At 60.4% G+C, this 17826-nt stretch carries 20 protein-coding genes and 1 pseudogene; 11 read left to right on the plus strand and 10 right to left on the minus strand.

Translation table 11 applies throughout. The annotated features are described in order from the left end of the window. Positions 1 to 88: 88 nt before the first annotated feature. From AC1MDC_RS21570 to AC1MDC_RS21580, 3 genes and pseudogenes are all read right to left on the minus strand, one after another. Positions 89 to 1114 (minus strand): annotated as a pseudogene (locus tag AC1MDC_RS21570) (chitinase); the annotation flags it as partial. Positions 1115 to 1154: 40 nt separating this feature from the next. After that, positions 1155 to 1790 (minus strand): lytic polysaccharide monooxygenase auxiliary activity family 9 protein, encoded by a 636-nt coding sequence (locus tag AC1MDC_RS21575; protein WP_007958235.1) that lies wholly within the window; start codon positions 1788 to 1790, stop codon positions 1155 to 1157. 223 nt (positions 1791 to 2013) lie between these two features. Next, a complete protein-coding gene (locus tag AC1MDC_RS21580) occupies positions 2014 to 2451 on the minus strand; it encodes a hemerythrin domain-containing protein (protein ID WP_480393618.1) in 438 nt (145 codons plus the stop codon). Between the two features lie 137 nt (positions 2452 to 2588). Between AC1MDC_RS21580 and AC1MDC_RS21585 the strand changes: the two genes are divergently transcribed. Continuing rightward, positions 2589 to 3014, plus strand: a complete 426-nt coding sequence (locus AC1MDC_RS21585) for a GNAT family N-acetyltransferase (protein WP_234205604.1) — start codon at positions 2589 to 2591, stop codon at positions 3012 to 3014. A gap of 64 nt (positions 3015 to 3078) precedes the next feature. Here the strand turns inward: AC1MDC_RS21585 and AC1MDC_RS21590 are convergent, their stop codons facing one another. Further along, on the minus strand, positions 3079 to 3429 hold the full coding sequence (locus AC1MDC_RS21590) for a hypothetical protein (RefSeq protein WP_085699169.1): 351 nt from the start codon (positions 3427 to 3429) through the stop codon (positions 3079 to 3081). A gap of 135 nt (positions 3430 to 3564) precedes the next feature. Between AC1MDC_RS21590 and AC1MDC_RS21595 the strand changes: the two genes are divergently transcribed. The 8 genes from AC1MDC_RS21595 (at position 3565) to AC1MDC_RS21630 (ending at position 8187) form a co-directional block, all read left to right on the plus strand. Next, a complete protein-coding gene (locus AC1MDC_RS21595; protein ID WP_085703226.1) occupies positions 3565 to 3894 on the plus strand; it encodes a DUF6388 family protein in 330 nt (109 codons plus the stop codon). Between the two features lie 24 nt (positions 3895 to 3918). Continuing rightward, positions 3919 to 4620, plus strand: a complete 702-nt coding sequence (locus AC1MDC_RS21600; RefSeq protein ID WP_085699165.1) for a YoaK family protein — start codon at positions 3919 to 3921, stop codon at positions 4618 to 4620. A 100-nt stretch (positions 4621 to 4720) separates the two neighbouring features. After that, positions 4721 to 5113 carry a sulfurtransferase complex subunit TusD gene (gene tusD / locus AC1MDC_RS21605; protein ID WP_085699276.1) on the plus strand — a complete coding sequence of 131 codons (393 nt, stop codon included), beginning with the start codon at positions 4721 to 4723 and terminating at the stop codon, positions 5111 to 5113. 1 nt (position 5114) lies between these two features. Continuing rightward, positions 5115 to 5471 carry a sulfurtransferase complex subunit TusC gene (gene tusC, locus AC1MDC_RS21610; protein WP_085703228.1) on the plus strand — a complete coding sequence of 119 codons (357 nt, stop codon included), beginning with the start codon at positions 5115 to 5117 and terminating at the stop codon, positions 5469 to 5471. Then, positions 5471 to 5764 (plus strand): sulfurtransferase complex subunit TusB, encoded by a 294-nt coding sequence (gene tusB, locus AC1MDC_RS21615; RefSeq protein ID WP_085699161.1) that lies wholly within the window; start codon positions 5471 to 5473, stop codon positions 5762 to 5764. Before tusC ends, tusB begins: the two co-directional genes overlap by 1 nt. Next, complete coding sequence (locus tag AC1MDC_RS21620) at positions 5761 to 6096, plus strand: TusE/DsrC/DsvC family sulfur relay protein (protein WP_085699159.1); 336 nt, start codon at positions 5761 to 5763, stop codon at positions 6094 to 6096. Before tusB ends, AC1MDC_RS21620 begins: the two co-directional genes overlap by 4 nt. Further along, the gene (locus AC1MDC_RS21625) at positions 6093 to 7094 is read left to right on the plus strand and encodes a glycosyl transferase family protein (protein ID WP_480393619.1); all 1002 of its coding nucleotides are present in this window, start codon (positions 6093 to 6095) and stop codon (positions 7092 to 7094) included. The genes AC1MDC_RS21620 and AC1MDC_RS21625 overlap by 4 nt, the downstream gene beginning before the upstream one ends. 91 nt (positions 7095 to 7185) lie before the next feature. Beyond that, positions 7186 to 8187 (plus strand): glutathione S-transferase family protein, encoded by a 1002-nt coding sequence (locus AC1MDC_RS21630; RefSeq protein ID WP_085699155.1) that lies wholly within the window; start codon positions 7186 to 7188, stop codon positions 8185 to 8187. A gap of 45 nt (positions 8188 to 8232) precedes the next feature. Here the strand turns inward: AC1MDC_RS21630 and cysG are convergent, their stop codons facing one another. The 6 genes from cysG to AC1MDC_RS21660 form a co-directional block, all read right to left on the minus strand. Then, on the minus strand, positions 8233 to 9627 hold the full coding sequence (gene cysG / locus AC1MDC_RS21635) for a siroheme synthase CysG (RefSeq protein WP_085699152.1): 1395 nt from the start codon (positions 9625 to 9627) through the stop codon (positions 8233 to 8235). Next, positions 9628 to 10908, minus strand: coding sequence for a serine--tRNA ligase (gene serS / locus AC1MDC_RS21640; protein ID WP_085703231.1), 1281 nt, complete (start codon positions 10906 to 10908; stop codon positions 9628 to 9630). Positions 10909 to 10923: 15 nt separating this feature from the next. Beyond that, a complete protein-coding gene (gene crcB, locus AC1MDC_RS21645; RefSeq protein ID WP_085699148.1) occupies positions 10924 to 11298 on the minus strand; it encodes a fluoride efflux transporter CrcB in 375 nt (124 codons plus the stop codon). Beyond that, a complete protein-coding gene (locus AC1MDC_RS21650) occupies positions 11298 to 12620 on the minus strand; it encodes a replication-associated recombination protein A (protein ID WP_064597723.1) in 1323 nt (440 codons plus the stop codon). Before AC1MDC_RS21650 ends, crcB begins: the two co-directional genes overlap by 1 nt. Before the next feature lie 24 nt (positions 12621 to 12644). Continuing rightward, positions 12645 to 13265, minus strand: a complete 621-nt coding sequence (lolA, locus tag AC1MDC_RS21655; protein WP_011334944.1) for an outer membrane lipoprotein periplasmic chaperone LolA — start codon at positions 13263 to 13265, stop codon at positions 12645 to 12647. Between the two features lie 78 nt (positions 13266 to 13343). After that, a complete protein-coding gene (locus AC1MDC_RS21660) occupies positions 13344 to 15752 on the minus strand; it encodes a DNA translocase FtsK (protein WP_085687381.1) in 2409 nt (802 codons plus the stop codon). 520 nt (positions 15753 to 16272) lie between these two features. Between AC1MDC_RS21660 and aat the strand changes: the two genes are divergently transcribed. After that, the gene (aat, locus tag AC1MDC_RS21665) at positions 16273 to 16953 is read left to right on the plus strand and encodes a leucyl/phenylalanyl-tRNA--protein transferase (RefSeq protein ID WP_085699146.1); all 681 of its coding nucleotides are present in this window, start codon (positions 16273 to 16275) and stop codon (positions 16951 to 16953) included. Between the two features lie 59 nt (positions 16954 to 17012). After that, complete coding sequence (locus AC1MDC_RS21670; RefSeq protein WP_085699144.1) at positions 17013 to 17720, plus strand: arginyltransferase; 708 nt, start codon at positions 17013 to 17015, stop codon at positions 17718 to 17720. Positions 17721 to 17826 lie beyond the last annotated feature (106 nt).

Below are 17826 nucleotides of genomic sequence, written 5' to 3' on the forward strand. Positions count from 1 at the left end.
AACCGCCGACGAAAAAAAGCCCGGCAGCGCTACCGGGCTTTTACTTCATTGACTACTGATGAGCCACGTTCATGGTTGCTGCATCAGTGCCCTGCGCCGCAGACGGCGCCCCGTGAATCAGCGGTCCATAACGCCGACTGAACTCCCAGTTGTACGACACGCGATCCTTGCTGGTGCCGTTATCCCAGTTCACCGACCAGGTCATCAGCCCCTTGATCGGATGCCCTTTGACCGCCAGGCGTTTCATCGCGTTACCGACCACGGTCTTGTCGATCACGTAACCGGTGGCAGCGGCATCGACGTTGGCCGGCAGGCCGATGACGAATTTGTCCGCCGGGATCTTCGTGAAACCGCGAGTGCCGGTCACCAGGCTCTCGGTCAGGTAATAGAGGAAGTCCTCTTTCATCGCATCGTTGTTCTGGGCGATCCACGCTCCTTTGCCGTTATTGGCTTCCGGCACCCAGACCCCGTCGCCACCCTGGTTATAGAACTGCGGAGCGATGAAGTCGTAATAACCTTCCAGCGCCTGCAAGTAACCGACGTATTTGCCGGAGGTGGTCAGGTACGGAAACTCCGGCGCCATGCTGATGATGAAATGCTTGCCTTGGCCGGCGTAATGATCCTTGACCAGTTTCAGTGCGGCGGGCAGGACGGTCTTGTTGGCAGCGAAATCAATCGCGCTCTGTTCAAGATCGATGTCCAGGCCGTCGAAGCCGTAGGTTTCCACCAGACGGATGATTTCATTGGCCAGCGGTTGCTCCTGGCCGGGGCGCAAGTCGATGTGCGCATCGGCACCGCCCAGGGAAATCAGCACGGCCCGCCCCTGACTGTTGAGCACGCCAACCTGACGGCGGAACTCGGCATCGGAGACGTTGAACGGCTTGAAGGTCGGAATCCCGCTGCCCTTCATGAAGGCCACCGCGACCACGTTGTATTCCTTCGGCACGTTTTCCAGAGCGATGTTGGCGAACTGGCCGCGCTGGTAACCATCGCTCGGTCCGGCTGGCCAGTTGTGCCAGAAGCCCATGAGGATCTTCTTGCTGGCAAGTGTCGGCATCAGCGACGCCGCGTCGCTGGCCTGGTTTTTCAATAGGGTGAAGTCGATGTTTGACATGTTCTAATCCTTCAGAACCTGTGGGTTTGGCATTGCGAGCTTATTTGAAGTCCACATCGAAGGCCTGATAGAAGGCGTTGCCGGTGTTGGCGACGATCCACATCAGGACGATGACGTGATGCCCCTGCTTGTTGCCGGGAAGTTTCACGGCGTGGTTGACCTTGGCTTTCAATTCCGCCGAGTGACTGTAATAAGGCACTTGCGGATAGAAATCCTCGGCGAACGGCTGCGCCTCCAGTTGCGCTCGCGTGATGCGTTGTTTCGGGTCCCAGCCATCCTTGGTGATCAGCCAGCGGTAACCGCGGGTGGTGTGCGGCGCGGTGTACTCCCACTTGACCTCAAGGGTCTGGCCGGGGGTGACATTGAGCAGCGGCCAGGAGAACGGACGTCCGAGTTTCTTGCTCATTTCTTCTGCGGTGAAGTTCACGCAATCACGTGCGTCGTTTTTGCCGCCACTGAGAATATAGCCGTCAGCGGGCGGCACGACGCTCGGATTGTCGCTTTCGAATGGCGCGGGAAACGGGCCGGCCGCGAGTGCCGGGAAGTTCTTGCCGCCTTCCATTTCATTGACCTGCCAGCCGCCGAGCAATCCTTGCTCGATGGCCACCGCACCGCGGCTTGCAGGGGAAATGACGCGACCGTGTCGCAGTTGAGTTTGAGCTTGTGGTTGATTCATGTTTTTCACTCCGTTGATTTAAGAACTCTCCTGTCCAAGGAGAGGCCTTCAAGCTAACGGAGGAGGATTTTTTGTCCATCGGCGGTTTTGTCGCAGTCTGCCTCGACGAAATTCAAAAAACGCCGAAAATACTGTATATAAACACAGTGCACTGCGATGAGGCTCACTCAACGCATGGCAAAAGGACTACACCGCGTTATTGCAAAAACCTGCATTCAGCGGTTCAGGAAAGCTGTGCCTTGAACTCCTTTTCATATTGCCCGGCGAGCTGTTCCTTTTGCTTGTCGTCGAGCAGCTTGCCGGCCATCTGGAAGAACTTCTGCTCTTCTTCCTGCAGGTGGTGATGGACTTTCTCCGAAAGCTTTTTCGCCGTGGCCAGCCAGGCCGGACTGGACATCTCGATCTCGTCGAGTTCTTCCATCATCTCGTCCATTTCATGGTGTTCGGCAATGGCATGGCGGCTGAGGTCGATACCGTTGTCGAACTCCATCAGCGGGATATAGAAGTGGCGCTCTTCGGCCGTTTCGTGGGCCTGCAACTCAGCCTTCAACTGCTTGTAGGCCTCGACCCTTTCCGGGGTGTCACCGCTGGTCTCGATCAACGATTTCGCGTAGGTCCGCTGACGGTCGTGGCTTTCACGAAGGGCTTCGAAAATGTTCATGGAATCTCCCAGGCAAACGCGTTCCGGATGGACGCCCTAAAGGGCTAGACCCCGGCACAACAGCGACGGTTCCAAGCGTTTGCCTGAATCGGCTGCGGCGCGATAGGCTGCCGATTCATTACTACAAGGAAGACAACATGACGTTGCGGATCGAGCTGTCACAAGACCCCACCGAAGAACAGCGCGCAGCCATCCTGGCGCCCCTGCGTGCCCATAACATCGCCAAGGCCGGGCCTTCGCTGTACGAACCGGTTGCTCTGCTGGTGCGCGACGATAATGACGCGATCCTCGGTGGCCTTTATGGGCACACGTTCTATCGGTGGCTGTTTATCGAGTTGCTGGCGGTGCCGGAGGAAGGTCGGGGACAGGGAATCGGCTCGAAGCTGATGCAAATGGTCGAGGAATTCGCCCGGGAAAAAGACTGCGTAGGGATCTGGCTCGATACCTTTGATTTTCAGGCGCCCGGGTTCTACAAAAAACTGGGGTATATCGAGTGTGGCGAGATTGCGGATTACCCGCTGGGGCACAAGCGGCATTTCTTCCAGAAGCGCTTGATTGATTGAATTCAGCGCCCCTCGCCCGCAGGCTGGCGCGGGGCGCGTAGCGTCAACGCATCCAGCTGCCTCTTTACAGACAGGTTGCCAGTGCCGCCAAGCGGCGCTTGGCCACAAAATCATCCTTCTGCGCGTAGTAATTCAGCACGGTGCCGGACGCCTCCGTGGTCAAGTCGACAAACGACTCCGCCGAGCGCGTATAGACCGTCGAACCGCCCTTCTTGCCCGGTTGCAGATACGCCGCCGCGTCCACGCCGAACACCGCTTCGTCCTGCCAGGCGAATTGCACACACCGGGCCACGTCTTTTTCGGGCTTGTCCGAATTCAGGGTCTTGTAAGGGGTTTGCGTGCGGGCATCTTCCATCGCCGAACCCGCGCAACCGGCCAGCAGGGTTGCCGCCAGTGCCACCATCAGCATTCGCATTGCATTCGCTCATTCGGAAAAAAGCGGACTGTATCACCGCAACGCCAAAAAACGTTCTGCTTTACTGCATTTAGAGCGCGACACAGGCGGGCCGCTGCGGCACATTAACGGTCATCCGCCTTACAAGGAAAGCCCATGGCGCCTACTGAACAGCGACACGAACAGGCCCTGAAACTGTTTCTCGATGCGCATGCGGAACTGCGCGAAACCCTCGACCACCTCAACCCGCTACTGGCCCAGGCCAAGGGCGAAACCCAGGCGCAGTACCGCGAAGAACGGCTGCACGAAGCTTTCGAAGCCGAGGCCGAAAGCCAAGGGTTGTTTGCCTGGGAACTGACGTTGCAGCTCACCGCCGCGACGCCCGAGGAGTACCAGGCGCAACGCCTGGAAGTGCATCGCGAAGTAGCGGAAATGGCCGGGATGGACTGGCTGGAATATTGCGATCTGTATGGCATAGAACCGTAACCCCTGCACAAGGATGCTGCCTCGATGCTGCCTTCCACCTCGACCCACCGCGCCAGCCCCGGACACCTTCACATACAGAAATGGCGCGGCCGTGTTGGCCTGGCGCTGGTTGCCTGTCTGTCGGTATTGGCCGGCATGACCGACGCCATCGGCTTCATGGCCAGCGGCGATTTCGTTTCCTTCATGAGCGGCAACACAACGCGACTGGCAGTGGCGATCAGCGAGGGTGACAGCGGACTGACATTGAGGCTGATCCTGCTGGTGGCGACGTTCATTGTCGGCAATGCCCTGGGTGTCGTGGTCAGCCGACTGGGTGGACGACGGGCGCTGCCATTGCTGCTGTCCATCGCCGCTCTGCTCTGTTTGGCAGCCTGGCCCTTTGACACGCAACTGCCGGCCCTGCTGGCGGCGATCATTGCGATGGGCATGCTCAACGCGGCGGTGGAAGAAGTGAACGGTCTGCCGGTCGGGCTGACGTATGTCACCGGCGCACTGTCACGATTCGGCCGGGGATTGGGGCGGTGGGTGCTAGGCGAACGGCGAAGTGGCTGGCGGGTGCAACTGGTGCCGTGGAGCGGGATGCTGGTCGGGGCCATTCTGGGGGCGGTGCTGGAACATCATCTGGGGCTCAAGGCGATGTTGGTCAGCGGACTGTTTGCAGGCGTTCTGGGGCTACTGACCCTGAAAATTCCGCGGCGCTGGCAGTTGGGCTACATGCCGCGCTGACAACCTCCTGTTCGCATCGAGACGGGCGCGGGAAACATCGACTTCGCCGCCCCGCCGAGAAAGCTTTATCATGGCCGCAGTTTTGCTGATCGAGTCCGTCATGAAGTTCGCCATTGCGCTGTTTTCCGCCGCCCATGCGCCGTCCTCGCGCCGCGCCCTGCTGTTCGCCCAGGCTGCGCTGGCTGGCGGGCATGAGATTGTCCGGCTGTTTTTCTATCAGGACGGGGTCCACAACGCGTCCGACGCCGTGGTCACGCCGCAGGACGAACTGGACCTGCCCAAGCAGTGGCGAACCTTCATCACCGAACAAAACCTCGACGGCGTGGTGTGCATCGCCGCGGCCCTGCGCCGTGGCGTGTTGAATGCCGAGGAAGCCGGACGTTATCAGCGTGATGCCGTGGCAGTCAGCGCACCGTGGGAATTGTCCGGCCTCGGTCAGTTGCATGACGCGGTGCAGGATGCCGACCGCCTGATCTGTTTCGGAGGCGCATGACATGGCCAAGTCCCTTCTGATTATCAGCCGTCAATCGCCGTGGTCCGGCCCCGGCGCCCGCGAAGCGCTGGACATCGTGCTGGCCGGTGGCGCGTTCGATCTGCCGATCGGCCTGCTGTTTCTCGACGACGGTGTGTTGCAACTCGCCGCCGGGCAGAATGCCAAGGCCCTGCAACAGAAAGACCTGAGCGCCAACCTGCAAGCATTGCCGATGTTCGGTGTCGAAGAGCTGTTCTACTGCGCCGACAGCGCCAGTGCTCGCGGCCTCGTCAATCGTTCGCTGGACGAGGCGCAGCCTTTGGCCGCCGAGCAAATCACCGCCCTCATTGACCGTTACGACCAGGTGATCACCCTCTGATGTCGACTCTGCATGTGTTGTCCCATTCCCCGTTCGGCGACGAACGCCTGACCAGTTGCCTGCGTCTGCTGGGTGCCAGCGATGCGTTGTTGCTGTGTGGCGATGCCGCTTATGCGCTACAACCCGGCACTGCGCCGTTCAGTGCGCTGGAATTCCGCAAGGTGAAATTGTTCGTGCTGGCCGAAGATGCGCAAGCCCGCGCCGTGCAGGTTCCGGACTGGGCCGAAGCCATCGATTACCCGGCCTTCGTCGAGCTGTCGATCCACCACGCCAAGGTCAACAGCTGGCTATGAGTGCGCTGACCGTCGGCGCTCGCGCCATTGAACTGGACAAGGACGGCTTTCTGGTCGACCTCAACGACTGGTCGGCCGAAGTCGCCAGCGCCCTCGCCGCTGCCGAAGACATCGAACTGAGCCCGGAACACTGGGAAGTCCTCGAGCTGCTGCGCAGCTTCTATGCCGAATTCCAGCTCTCCCCGGCCACCCGGCCGCTGATCAAGTACACCGCGCTCAAACTCGGCGCGGAGAAAGGCAACAGCCTGCACCTGAACCGACTGTTCAAAGGCACCCCTGCCAAACTCGCCGCGAAACTGGCGGGCCTGCCCAAACCGACGAATTGCCTATGACCGACTATCCAGCGCTGACCCTCGAAACGCCCGCCGAGCATCCGTTCGCCCAGTTCGTGCGTATCCTCGGCAAGGGCAAGCGCGGCGCCCGAGACCTGACCCGCGAGGAAGCCCGGCAAGCCATGGGCATGGTGCTCGATGAAGCGGTCGAGGAAACCCAGCTCGGCGCGTTCCTGATGTTGCTGCGGCACAAGGAAGAAAGCGCCGAGGAAATGGCCGGCTTCACCGAAGCTCTGCGTGAACGCTTGCAGGCACCGGCACTGAACGTCGATCTGGACTGGCCGACCTACGCAGGCAAGAAGCGTCACCTGCCGTGGTATCTGCTGGCTGCCAAGTGCCTGGCGCAGAACGGCGTGCGCATCTTCATGCACGGGGGTGGCGCCCACACCGCCGGGCGTTTGTATTCCGAACAGTTGCTCGGTGAGCTGAACATTCCGCTGTGCCGCAACTGGCAGCAAGTCGGTGCGGCGCTGGATAACGGTGGCCTGGCGTTCATGCCACTGGTGGACTGGGCGCCGCAGCTGCAAAGGATGATCGACCTGCGCAATACCCTGGGCCTGCGCTCGCCGATCCATTCGCTGGCGCGAATCCTCAATCCAATGGGTGCGCGTTGCGGCCTGCAGAGTATTTTCCACCCCGGCTACCAAGCGGTGCATCGCGATGCCAGCGGCCTGCTCGGTGACACGGCGATCGTGATCAAGGGTGACGGCGGCGAAATCGAGATCAACCCGGATGCCGACAGTCACTTATACGGCACCACCGGCGGCGAGAGCTGGGACGAGGAATGGCCGCAACTGTCGACGCAGCGTCATGTCAAACCGGCGTCGCTGGATGTCGAGCATCTGAAGGCGGTCTGGCGCGGCGATGTGATCGACAGCTACCCGCAAATGGCGCTGATTTCGACCATGGCGCTGGCACTGCGTGGCCTTGGCCACTCCCGTGAACAGGCTTTCGAAACCGCCGAGAAATACTGGGCCGCGCGGGACAAATCGATTTAACCGATCATTAACGCCCGATCTTTGCGCTTTTTGTTCGAACTCATCGGAATAGACTCGGCTCCAACGAATATTGGTTTATGGAGTCTTGATCATGGGTTTACTCGTCGACGGCCGCTGGCAGGACAAGTGGTACGAAAGCAGCAAGGACGGCGCGTTCCAGCGCGAACAGGCGCAACGCCGCAATTGGGTCACTCGCAACGGCGAGCCGGGCCCGAGCGGTGAAGGCGGTTTTGCCGCCGAAGCCGGGCGTTATCACCTTTACGTCTCCCTGGCGTGTCCATGGGCTCATCGCACGCTGATCCTGCGCAAGCTCAAGGGCCTGGAAAGCCTGATCGACGTGTCAGTCGTCAGCTGGCTGATGCTGGAAAACGGCTGGACCTTCGACCAGAACCTCGGTTCGACCGGCGACAAACTCGACCACTTCGATTTCATGCATCAGCGCTACACCGCCGACACCGCCGACTACACCGGCCGCGTCACCGTACCGGTGCTATGGGACAAGAAACTGAAACGTATCGTCAGCAACGAATCGGCGGAGATCATCCGCATGTTCAACAGTGCCTTCGATGACTTGACCGGCAACGATCTGGACTTCTATCCGGCGCCATTGCGCGGCGAGATCGATGCGCTGAACGAGCGGATCTACCCTGCCGTGAACAACGGCGTGTATCGCGCCGGGTTCGCCACCTCGCAAAAAGCCTATGAAGAAGCGTTCGACGATGTGTTTGCCGAACTGGATCATCTGGAGCAGGTTCTGGGCGCCAACCGTTATCTGACGGGCGAATACCTGACTGAGGCGGACGTGCGTCTGTTCACCACGGTGATTCGTTTCGACGCGGTGTACCACGGGCACTTCAAATGCAATCTGCGGCGGATCAGCGATTATCCGAACCTGTCGAACTGGCTGCGGGAGATGTACCAGTGGCCGGGCATTGCCGAGACCGTGGATTTCCAGCACATCAAGAATCATTACTACGGCAGCCACAAGACCATCAACCCGACCGGAGTTGTGCCGAAGGGGCCGAAGCAGGATTTCACTGTTGCCCATGACCGGAACCGGTTGAGCGGGAAAGGGATCTGGCGCAGAGGTTGAAAGCAGGATTGTTCCCACAGCGTGGGAACAATCCCTTCAGAGTCGTCAGATTTGACCCTGAGCGCCCTCGAACCAGGCCAGTTTCTCGCGCAGTTGCACCACTTCGCCGACGATCACCAGCGTCGGCGCATGCACTTCATGCTCCGCCACCAGACGCGGCAGGTCGGCCAACGTGCCGGTGAAGACTCGCTGATTGACCGTGGTGCCCTGCTGGATCAGCGCGGCCGGCGTTTCGGCTGCACGACCATGCTTGATCAACTGCTCGCAAATGATCGGCAACCCCACCAGGCCCATGTAGAACACCAGCGTCTGCGCCGGCGCGACGAGGTCGGCCCATGGCAGATCGCTGGAACCGTCCTTCAGGTGGCCGGTGACGAAACGCACCGACTGCGCGTAATCGCGATGAGTCAGCGGAATCCCGGCATACGCCGCGCAACCGCTGGCCGCCGTGATGCCCGGCACCACCTGGAACGGGATGCCATGGGCCGCCAGTTCCTCGATCTCTTCGCCGCCACGGCCGAAGATGAACGGATCCCCACCCTTCAACCGCACCACGCGCTTGCCGGCCTTGGCCAGATTCACCAGTTGCTGGTTGATCTGATCCTGCGGCACGGCGTGATCGGCGCGTCGCTTGCCGACGTAGACCCGCTCGGCATCGCGGCGGCAAAGCTCAAGAATCGCCGGAGCCACCAAGCGGTCGTACAGCACCACATCGGCTTGCTGCATCAGACGCAAGGCGCGGAAGGTCAGCAGATCCGGATCGCCCGGCCCTGCGCCCACCAGATAAACCTCGCCGGTGGTTACGCTCGCTTCGCCGTCGATTTTCGCCTGCAACAGACGCTCGGCCTCGGCGCCCTGCCCAGCCAGCTGGCGATCGGCAATCGGCCCCTGGAACACGTCCTCCCAAAAACCGCGACGTTGCTGCACATCGGGAAACAGGCCTTTGACCTGATCGCGAAACCGTGCGGCCAGACCGGCCAGATGGCCGTAGGTCGAAGGAATCCAGGTTTCGATCTTGGCGCGGATCAACCGGGCCAGCACCGGCGCATCGCCGCCACTGGAGACCGCGATGATCAGCGGCGAACGATCGACAATTGCCGGGAAGATCACGCTGCACAACGCTGGCGCATCCACCACATTGACCGGTACGCAACGCCGATGAGCATCGGCGGAGACCTGCGCGTTCAACGCTTCGTCATCGGTGGCGGCAATGATCAGCCCGCAACCGTCCAGATCCGTTTCGGCGTAGCCACGCAGCAGGCATTCGCCACCGCTGGCGGCAACCAGTTCGCGCAGTTGCGCTTCGATTTCAGGTGCAACCACCCGCAGCAGCGCACCGGCATCGGCCAGCAGGCGGGACTTGCGCAAGGCAATCTCCCCCCCACCGACAACCAACACACGACTGCCGCGCAGGTTGTGAAACAGCGGCAGATATTTCATTTAGCCGATGACCTCAAGGCCACCCATGTACGGCTTCAGCACGTCCGGCACACGGATCGAACCGTCGGCCTGCTGGTAGTTTTCCAGCACGGCCACCAGAGTACGACCGACCGCCAGGCCGGAACCGTTCAGGGTGTGCACCAGCTCAGGCTTGCCGGTTTCCGGGTTGCGGAAACGCGCCTGCATGCGGCGGGCCTGGAAGTCGCCGCAGTTGGAGCACGACGAGATTTCGCGGTATTTGTCCTGGCTCGGAATCCACACTTCCAGGTCGTAAGTCTTGACCGCGCTGAAGCCCATGTCGCCGGTGCACAGCGCCAGGGTACGGTATGGCAGACCCAGCAGTTGCAAGACCTTCTCGGCGTTGGCGGTCAGGCCTTCCAGCGCTTCCATCGACTTCGACGGCTCGACGATCTGGACCATCTCGACCTTGTCGAACTGGTGCTGACGGATCATGCCGCGGGTGTCACGACCCGACGCGCCGGCTTCGCTGCGGAAGCACGGAGTGTGGGCGACGAATTTGATCGGCAGCTGTTTCGAATCGACGATTTCACCGGCGACGATGTTGGTCAGAGACACTTCGGCGGTCGGGATCAGATACAGATCGGCTTCGCCTTCACGACCGATCTTGAACAGGTCCTCTTCGAACTTCGGCAGTTGACCGGTACCTTGCAGCGCCGGGGCCTGAACCAGATAAGGCGTGTAGGCCTCTTCATAGCCGTGCTCGGTGACGTGCAGGTTGATCATGAACTGCGCCAGCGCGCGATGCAGACGGGCAATCGGGCCGCGCAGCAGGGCGAAACGGGCGCCAGACAGCTTGGCGGCGGTTTCGAAGTCGAGCCAGCCGAACTTCTCGCCCAGGGCCACGTGGTCCTGAACCGGGAAATCGAAAGCGGTCGGAGTGCCCCAGCGACGGACTTCGACGTTGCCGTCTTCGTCCTCGCCGACCGGTACCGATTCGTGCGGCAGGTTCGGGATGCCCAGCAGGATCGAATCCAGTTCGGTCTGGATCGCGTCCAGTTCGACTTTGCCGGCGCTCAGTTCGCCCGCCATGCGCTCGACGTCCGCCATCAGCGGCGCAATGTCTTCGCCGCGCTGCTTGGCCTGACCGATGGATTTGGAACGCGCGTTACGCTCAGCCTGCAGTGCTTCGGTGCGGGTCTGGACAGTCTTGCGCTGTTCTTCCAGCGCTTCGATGCGCGCGACATCCAGGGCAAAGCCACGGGAAGCCAGGCGGTCCGCTACGTCCTGAAGGTTGCTACGTAACAGTTTGGGATCGAGCATGTCGGTTTCTCGTTATCAAAGTTTGGTCAGGGACAGGCCGGCCCAGGTCGCGAGCAGCCCGCCGAATACGCTGATGGCCGCATAGCCCAGGGCCAGCGGCACCTGCCCGCTTTCCAGCAGGCGCACCGTATCCAGTGAAAAGGATGAAAAAGTCGTCAGCCCCCCGAGGAAGCCGACCAGCAACCCGGCACGTACCTCGATCGGCACTTCCGGGCGTATCAAAAACAGGCCGTACAACACGCCAATCAGCAGGCAGCCCACGATATTAACGGCCAGCGTCGCGGTATAGAAGTGCCGCGGCCAATTGGCGTTGACCCAATTGCCGGTGGCGAAGCGCAACAAGGTGCCGGCCATCCCGCCGACGGAGACTGCAACGATCAATGGAACCACTATTTTCTCCGCTGCCGGGGGCTTAAACGATCAAGTTGGGCGAGATGATTGAGCTTTTCGCCGATCTTCAACTCCAGGCCACGGGGCACCGGTTGGTAGAACGGAATCGGGTCGAGTTCTTCCGGGAAATAGTCTTCGCCGGCCGCGTAAGCATCCGGTTCGTCGTGGGCGTAACGATATTCGTCGCCGTAGCCCAATTGCTTCATCAATTTGGTCGGTGCATTGCGCAGGTGCAGCGGCACTTCCAGTGAACCATGCTCGGCGGCGGCGCGCAGCGCGGTCTTGAAGCCCATGTACACCGCATTGCTTTTCGGCGCACACGCCAGATAAGTGATGGCCTGAGCCACTGCCAACTCACCTTCCGGGCTGCCAAGACGTTCCTGCACTTCCCACGCGGCCAGGCACAGGCTCAGGGCGCGAGGATCGGCGTTGCCGATATCTTCACTGGCCATGCGCACTACGCGCCGAGCCAGGTAAAGCGGATCGCAGCCGCCATCGATCATTCGCGCAAACCAGTACAACGCGCCGTCAGGATTGGAACCGCGCACTGACTTGTGCAGCGCGGAAATCTGATCGTAGAACGCTTCGCCGCCCTTGTCGAAACGCCGGCGAGTGTCGCCGAGCAGGCTCTGCAGCAACTCGGTACCCATTTCGCTGTGGTCTTCGGCCAGGTCCGAGGCATTTTCCAGCAGGTTCAGCAGGCGCCGGCCATCGCCATCGGCGGCGGACAGCAACATCTGGAAGCCTTCATCGCTGAGGGTCAGATGACGCTTGCCCAGACCACGCTCTTCGGTCAGCGCGCGATGCACCAGTTTGCGCAACGCCGCTTCGTCGAGGCTCTTGAGCACGTAGACCCGCGCCCGCGACAGCAATGCATTGTTCAGTTCGAAAGAAGGGTTTTCGGTGGTGGCGCCAATGAAGATCAGCGTGCCGTCTTCAACGTACGGCAGGAAGGCGTCCTGTTGAGACTTGTTGAAGCGGTGCACTTCATCGACAAACAGAATCGTGCGCTTGCCGTACTGGCCGGCCTGCTGCTTGGCGATTTCCACCGCCTGACGGATCTCCTTGACCCCGGCCAGGACTGCCGAGACCGTTTCGAAGTGCGCATCCGAGACTTCCGCCAGCAACCGCGCCAGCGTGGTTTTGCCCACGCCCGGCGGGCCCCAGAAGATCATCGAATGCAGGGCACCCTGCTCCAGTGCTTCGCGCAAAGGCTTGCCGCGAGCGAGCACGTGTTCCTGACCGACGTACTCATCCAGATTGGTCGCCCGCAAACGGGCGGCCAATGGCTGGGCAATCGGTGCACTGCGAAACAGATCCATCACGAACCGTTGAAACCTCTGTGTTTATTCCTGGATCACATCGGCACCCTTCGGGATGTCGAACTTGAACTTCGATGCCGGGACCGCTTCGTTGGCCTTCACACCGGTAAACAGGATGTTGGTGCGCTGGCCGACGCTGTCGATCAGTTGCATGTCATTGACCAGACCGTTGCGGAACGACAGGCGCAGGCTGTCGAACAGGGTGTCCTTGGTTTTTGGCTTCAGGGTGAAGTCGATCACGCCACCGGCCTCTTTGGCGGTGATGTCGAAGCTCTGGCTGATCTTCGATACGTCGCCGGACAGCAACAGGGCTGGAGTCTGAGTCAGGCGCTCATCGAGCTTCTTGATGGTGGCCTGTTCCAGATCCGGGTCCCACAGGGTGACTTTCTTGCCGTCGGACACCATGGTCTGCTCGGCTGGCGCATTGGTGTGCCAGTAGAACAGGCCCGGGCGCTGCAGGGTCATGTCGCCGGTGGTTTCCTGCAACTGGGTGCCACTGCCGTCGAGGGTCAGTTGGGAAAAGTTGGCAGTCAGAGTCTTGGATGTTTCGAGCAATTGGGTCAGGCGAGCCACATCCTTGTCATCGGCGTGAGCCGTGAGGGTGGTCAGAGCCAGTACCGGCAGCAACATGCGGATAAGACGCATGGGAGTCCTCTTGAATACTCGTGGGAAAGTGGACGGCGCTTCATGCACCGTCCATTGCATTTGGATCAGGGTATCGAATCAGTCGCGTACCGGGCCAGGGGCCAGAACTTCGCGGGAACCGTTGGTGTTCATGGACGTCACGACCCCGGCCATTTCCATGGCTTCGATCATGCGCGCGGCACGGTTGTAACCGATCTTCAGCTTGCGCTGCACAGCGGAGATGGAGGCGCGGCGACTTTCCAGTACGAACTGCACGGCTTCGTCGTACAGCGCGTCGGCTTCCGGATCGTCGCCGTCTCCGCCGCCGCTGCTGCCTTCGAAACCACTGCCCGCCTCCTCGACACCGTTGAGGATGTCGTCGTTGTATTCCGGTGCGCCGCGCAGTTTCCAGGCTTCCACCACCCGGTGAACTTCATCGTCGGACACGAATGCGCCGTGAACCCGGATCGGCAGACTGGTGCCCGGCGGCATGTAGAGCATGTCACCGTGACCAAGCAATTGTTCGGCGCCGCCCTGATCGATGATGGTTCGGGAGTCGATCTTGCTCGATACCTGGAACGCCATCCGCGTCGGGATGTTGGCCTTGATCAGACCCGTGATCACGTCCACCGACGGCCGCTGGGTCGCGAGGATCAGGTGGATACCGGCCGCACGCGCCTTCTGGGCGATACGGGCGATCAGTTCTTCTACCTTCTTGCCGACGATCATCATCATGTCGGCAAACTCGTCCACGACCACAACGATGGTCGGCAGCTTCTGCAACAGCGGCGCTTCGTCGTGGATGCTTTCGCGTTTGTACAGCGGATCGCTCAGCGGTTCGCCGGCGTCCTGGGCTTCCTTGACCTTGGCGTTGAAGCCGGACAGGTTTCGCACGCCCATCTTCGCCATCAGCTTGTAGCGGCGCTCCATCTCGGCAACGCTCCAGCGCAGGGCGTTGGCGGCGTCCTTCATGTCGGTCACGACCGGGCACAGCAGGTGCGGAATGCCTTCGTAGATCGACAGTTCAAGCATTTTCGGGTCGATCATGATCAGCTTGGCGTCGTCCGGACCGGACTTGAACAGGATCGACAGAATCATCGCGTTCACGCCCACCGACTTACCGGAACCGGTGGTACCGGCTACCAGCAAGTGCGGCATCTTCGCCAAGTCGGTGATGACCGGCTTGCCGCCGATGTCGTGGCCCAGGGCCAGAGTGACCGGCGACTTGAAGTTGTCGTATTCGGACGTCGACAGCACTTCTGAGAAGCGCACGATCTGTCGGTCTTCGTTGGGAATTTCGATACCGACCGTGGTCTTGCCAGGAATCACTTCCACCACCCGGACGCTGGTCACGGCCAGCGAACGTGCAAGGTCTTTCGCCAGGTTGGCGATACGGCTGACCTTCACGCCTGCAGCAGGCTGGATTTCGTAACGGGTAATGACCGGGCCGGGATGGATGGAATCCACGGTGACTTCGACGCCGAATTCCTTGAGCTTGATCTCCAGCAAGTGGCCGACCGCCGCCAGGGATTCGGGCGAATAATTGAGTTGTTTCTTTTCCGCAGGGTCGAGAATCGAGATCGGTGGCAAGGTGCCTTCGACGGCGCTGTCGACAAACAACGGCACCTGTTTCTCTTTCTGCACGCGCTTGCTCGGCTCCGGCGCCTTGACCGGGGCCGGGGCGATGACCGGCGGCACCTGTTTCTCGCGCTCGGACATGTGCTTGCTCAGGGCCTGCTCGCGCTCGATCAGACGCTCCTTGACCTTGGCCTGCTCGCGCTTGTCGGTGACGGTCGGTGCAACCACGTCATGCACTCGATCATCGACTTCACGCAATTGCGCGACCAGTTGCTTGCGCTCGGTACGCGCCGACCACCAGCGGTTGACCGCGCCCTGGAACAGTTCGAACAGGTCGAGGGTGATCTTGCCGGTGATGTCCATCACCTTGAACCACGACAGGTCAGTGAACACCGTCAGCCCGAACAGGAACAGCGCGATGAACAGCAAAGTGCTGCCCTGTATGTTCAGAGCATTGCGGGCCAGGTCACCGAGGCTTTCACCCAGCGCACCGCCGGCGCCAGCGGGCAAACCAGTGGCCGCGTGGAAGTGGATGTGCGCCAGCGCGGCGCCGGACAACACCAGGAACACCAGGCCAATCAGGCGCCAGGAAAACAGCCAGCCGCTCCACTGCCATGGCTCGTGACGCTGACGGAAGATCTGATACGCCTTGATCGCCAGCAGCAACGGGAAGATATACGCGAAGTAACCCAGCACCATGAACAGGATGTCGGCGCTGTAGGAGCCGGCCGGACCGCCGAAGTTCTGCACATCGTCGATCTTGCTGTTGTGGCTCCAGCCTGGATCGTCCTTGCCGTAAGTCAGCAACGCCATCATCAGGAACAGGCACAAGGCGCCGATGGCGATCAATGCACCTTCCTTGAGCCGGTAGTGCAACTGTTGACGCCAGAGCGGAACGACTGTTTTTGGTGCTTCCGTGGATTTCTTCAAAACGCTTCTTTTCCTGCGCCAGAGGCGCGTCCATCTATTGAATGACGATAAAAAACTGCCCGATCCAGGCAGGTAAAAAAATGACGGGCGCAACGGAGACTACTTTTAACACTGCGCCCCGCCTTTTATAAACACGGTACGCGGCGAATATTCTGTAACAGCCGGCATTGTACGGGTTTGCGCGTTCGACGCCATGCTTCGCTGCCCCTGGTTCAAGCATAGCCAAAGGCACAAGGCCCGGCGTTCAATTTGAGCATGCATTGTCTTTTGTGACAAAGGCTTATGAGGTGTATTTGATGAACGTAGCGAAGCATTCGCGCCTCATCCCCCCTGAGCGCCGCACATTGGCATCGGTCACCTTGCCCGCAGCGGTGTTGCGCCCGATTACGACCGCATCCGGATGCTCAAGTTGCAGCAGCCCAATCATCCCACTGCAACGGAGGACATTCGCGTCATTTCCCGGCACACTTTACCGCGGGCCCAGCGCCCACCGCCCTCCCCTTCTGCAAGCCCGGACGCCATGCTGACTTGGTTACAACGCAATTCACTGACTTTCCCGCCACTGGATAAGGCCATGCGCGATCCCAACGGATTGCTGGCGGCCGGTGGCGACCTGTCCGCCGATCGCCTGATCCAGGCGTATCGCCACGGCTGCTTTCCATGGTTTTCCGAAGGTCAGCCGATTCTCTGGTGGTCGCCGGATCCGCGCACCGTACTTTTTCCCGACGAACTGCACGTCTCGCGCAGCCTCGGAAAATTGATGCGCAAACAGCGTTATCAAGTGACCTTCGATCAGGATTTCGAAGCGGTAATCCGTGCCTGTGCCGCTCCCCGGGATTACGCCGACGGCACCTGGATCACCGAAGCGATGCAGGACGCTTATGTCGAATTGCATCGACGCGGCTTTGCTCATTCAGTGGAAGTCTGGGATGAGGGCGAACTGGTCGGCGGCCTGTACGGTCTGGCGATGGGGCAACTGTTCTTCGGTGAGTCGATGTTCAGCCGCGCGGACAATGCCTCCAAGTACGGTTTTGCGACGCTGGTGCAACATCTGAAAGAAGCGGGTTTCGTATTGATTGACTGCCAGATGCCTACCGATCACCTGCACAGCCTCGGCGCCCGGGCCATTTCACGGCAGACATTCGCCGAATACCTGGCCCGGCACCTCGACCAACCCAATCATGCAACCTGGGTTTGCTGAGCGACTTTTGCGCGCGTGGCTTACACTTAATTTCACCAGCTTACCCTTGAGGGTTGATCATGACCGAGTTGGCGCGGTTGAAGTTTTATGCCACTCAGCCTCACTCTTGCAGTTATCTGCCCGAGGAACAGGCGACGACCCTGTTTCTCGACCCGAGCCAGCCCATGGATGTGCATGTCTACGCAGACCTGTCAGAAATGGGCTTTCGTCGCAGCGGCGACCATCTGTACCGCCCGCATTGCCAGAATTGCAATGCTTGCGTGCCGGCGCGCATCCCGGTGGCGCAGTTCACCCCCAACCGTCAGCAAAAACGCATTTTCAAACGCAACATCGATTTGCAGGTGCGCCCGGTCAAGCCGGCATTCAGCGAAGAATACTTCGACCTCTATCAGCGCTACATCGAACAGCGCCACGCCGACGGCGACATGTACCCGCCGAGCCGGGATCAATTCTCGACTTTTCTGGTACGCGACCTGCCCTTCTCACGCTTTTACGAGTTCCGGCTCGACGGACGGTTACTGGCGGTCGCCGTGACCGATCTGCTGCCCAACGGACTGTCGGCGGTCTATACCTTCTACGAACCGCAGGAAGAACGCCGCAGCCTGGGGCGCTACGCGATCCTCTGGCAAATCGCCGAAGCCCGGCGCCTGGGGCTTGAGGCGGTGTACCTTGGCTACTGGATCAAAAACTGCAAAAAGATGAACTACAAGACCCAATATCGGCCTATCGAACTGCTGATCAACCAGCGCTGGGTCATCCTGAACTAAACGCAAACCCTAAACCCCTTGGCGTAAACCCCATTTTTCGGGCACAATGCACGCCGCTTTTGCCTGGCGCAGTTGCACCGGGCCATTCACTGGACACCGAGGGCTT

This window comes from Pseudomonas sp. 1 (assembly GCF_056626735.1).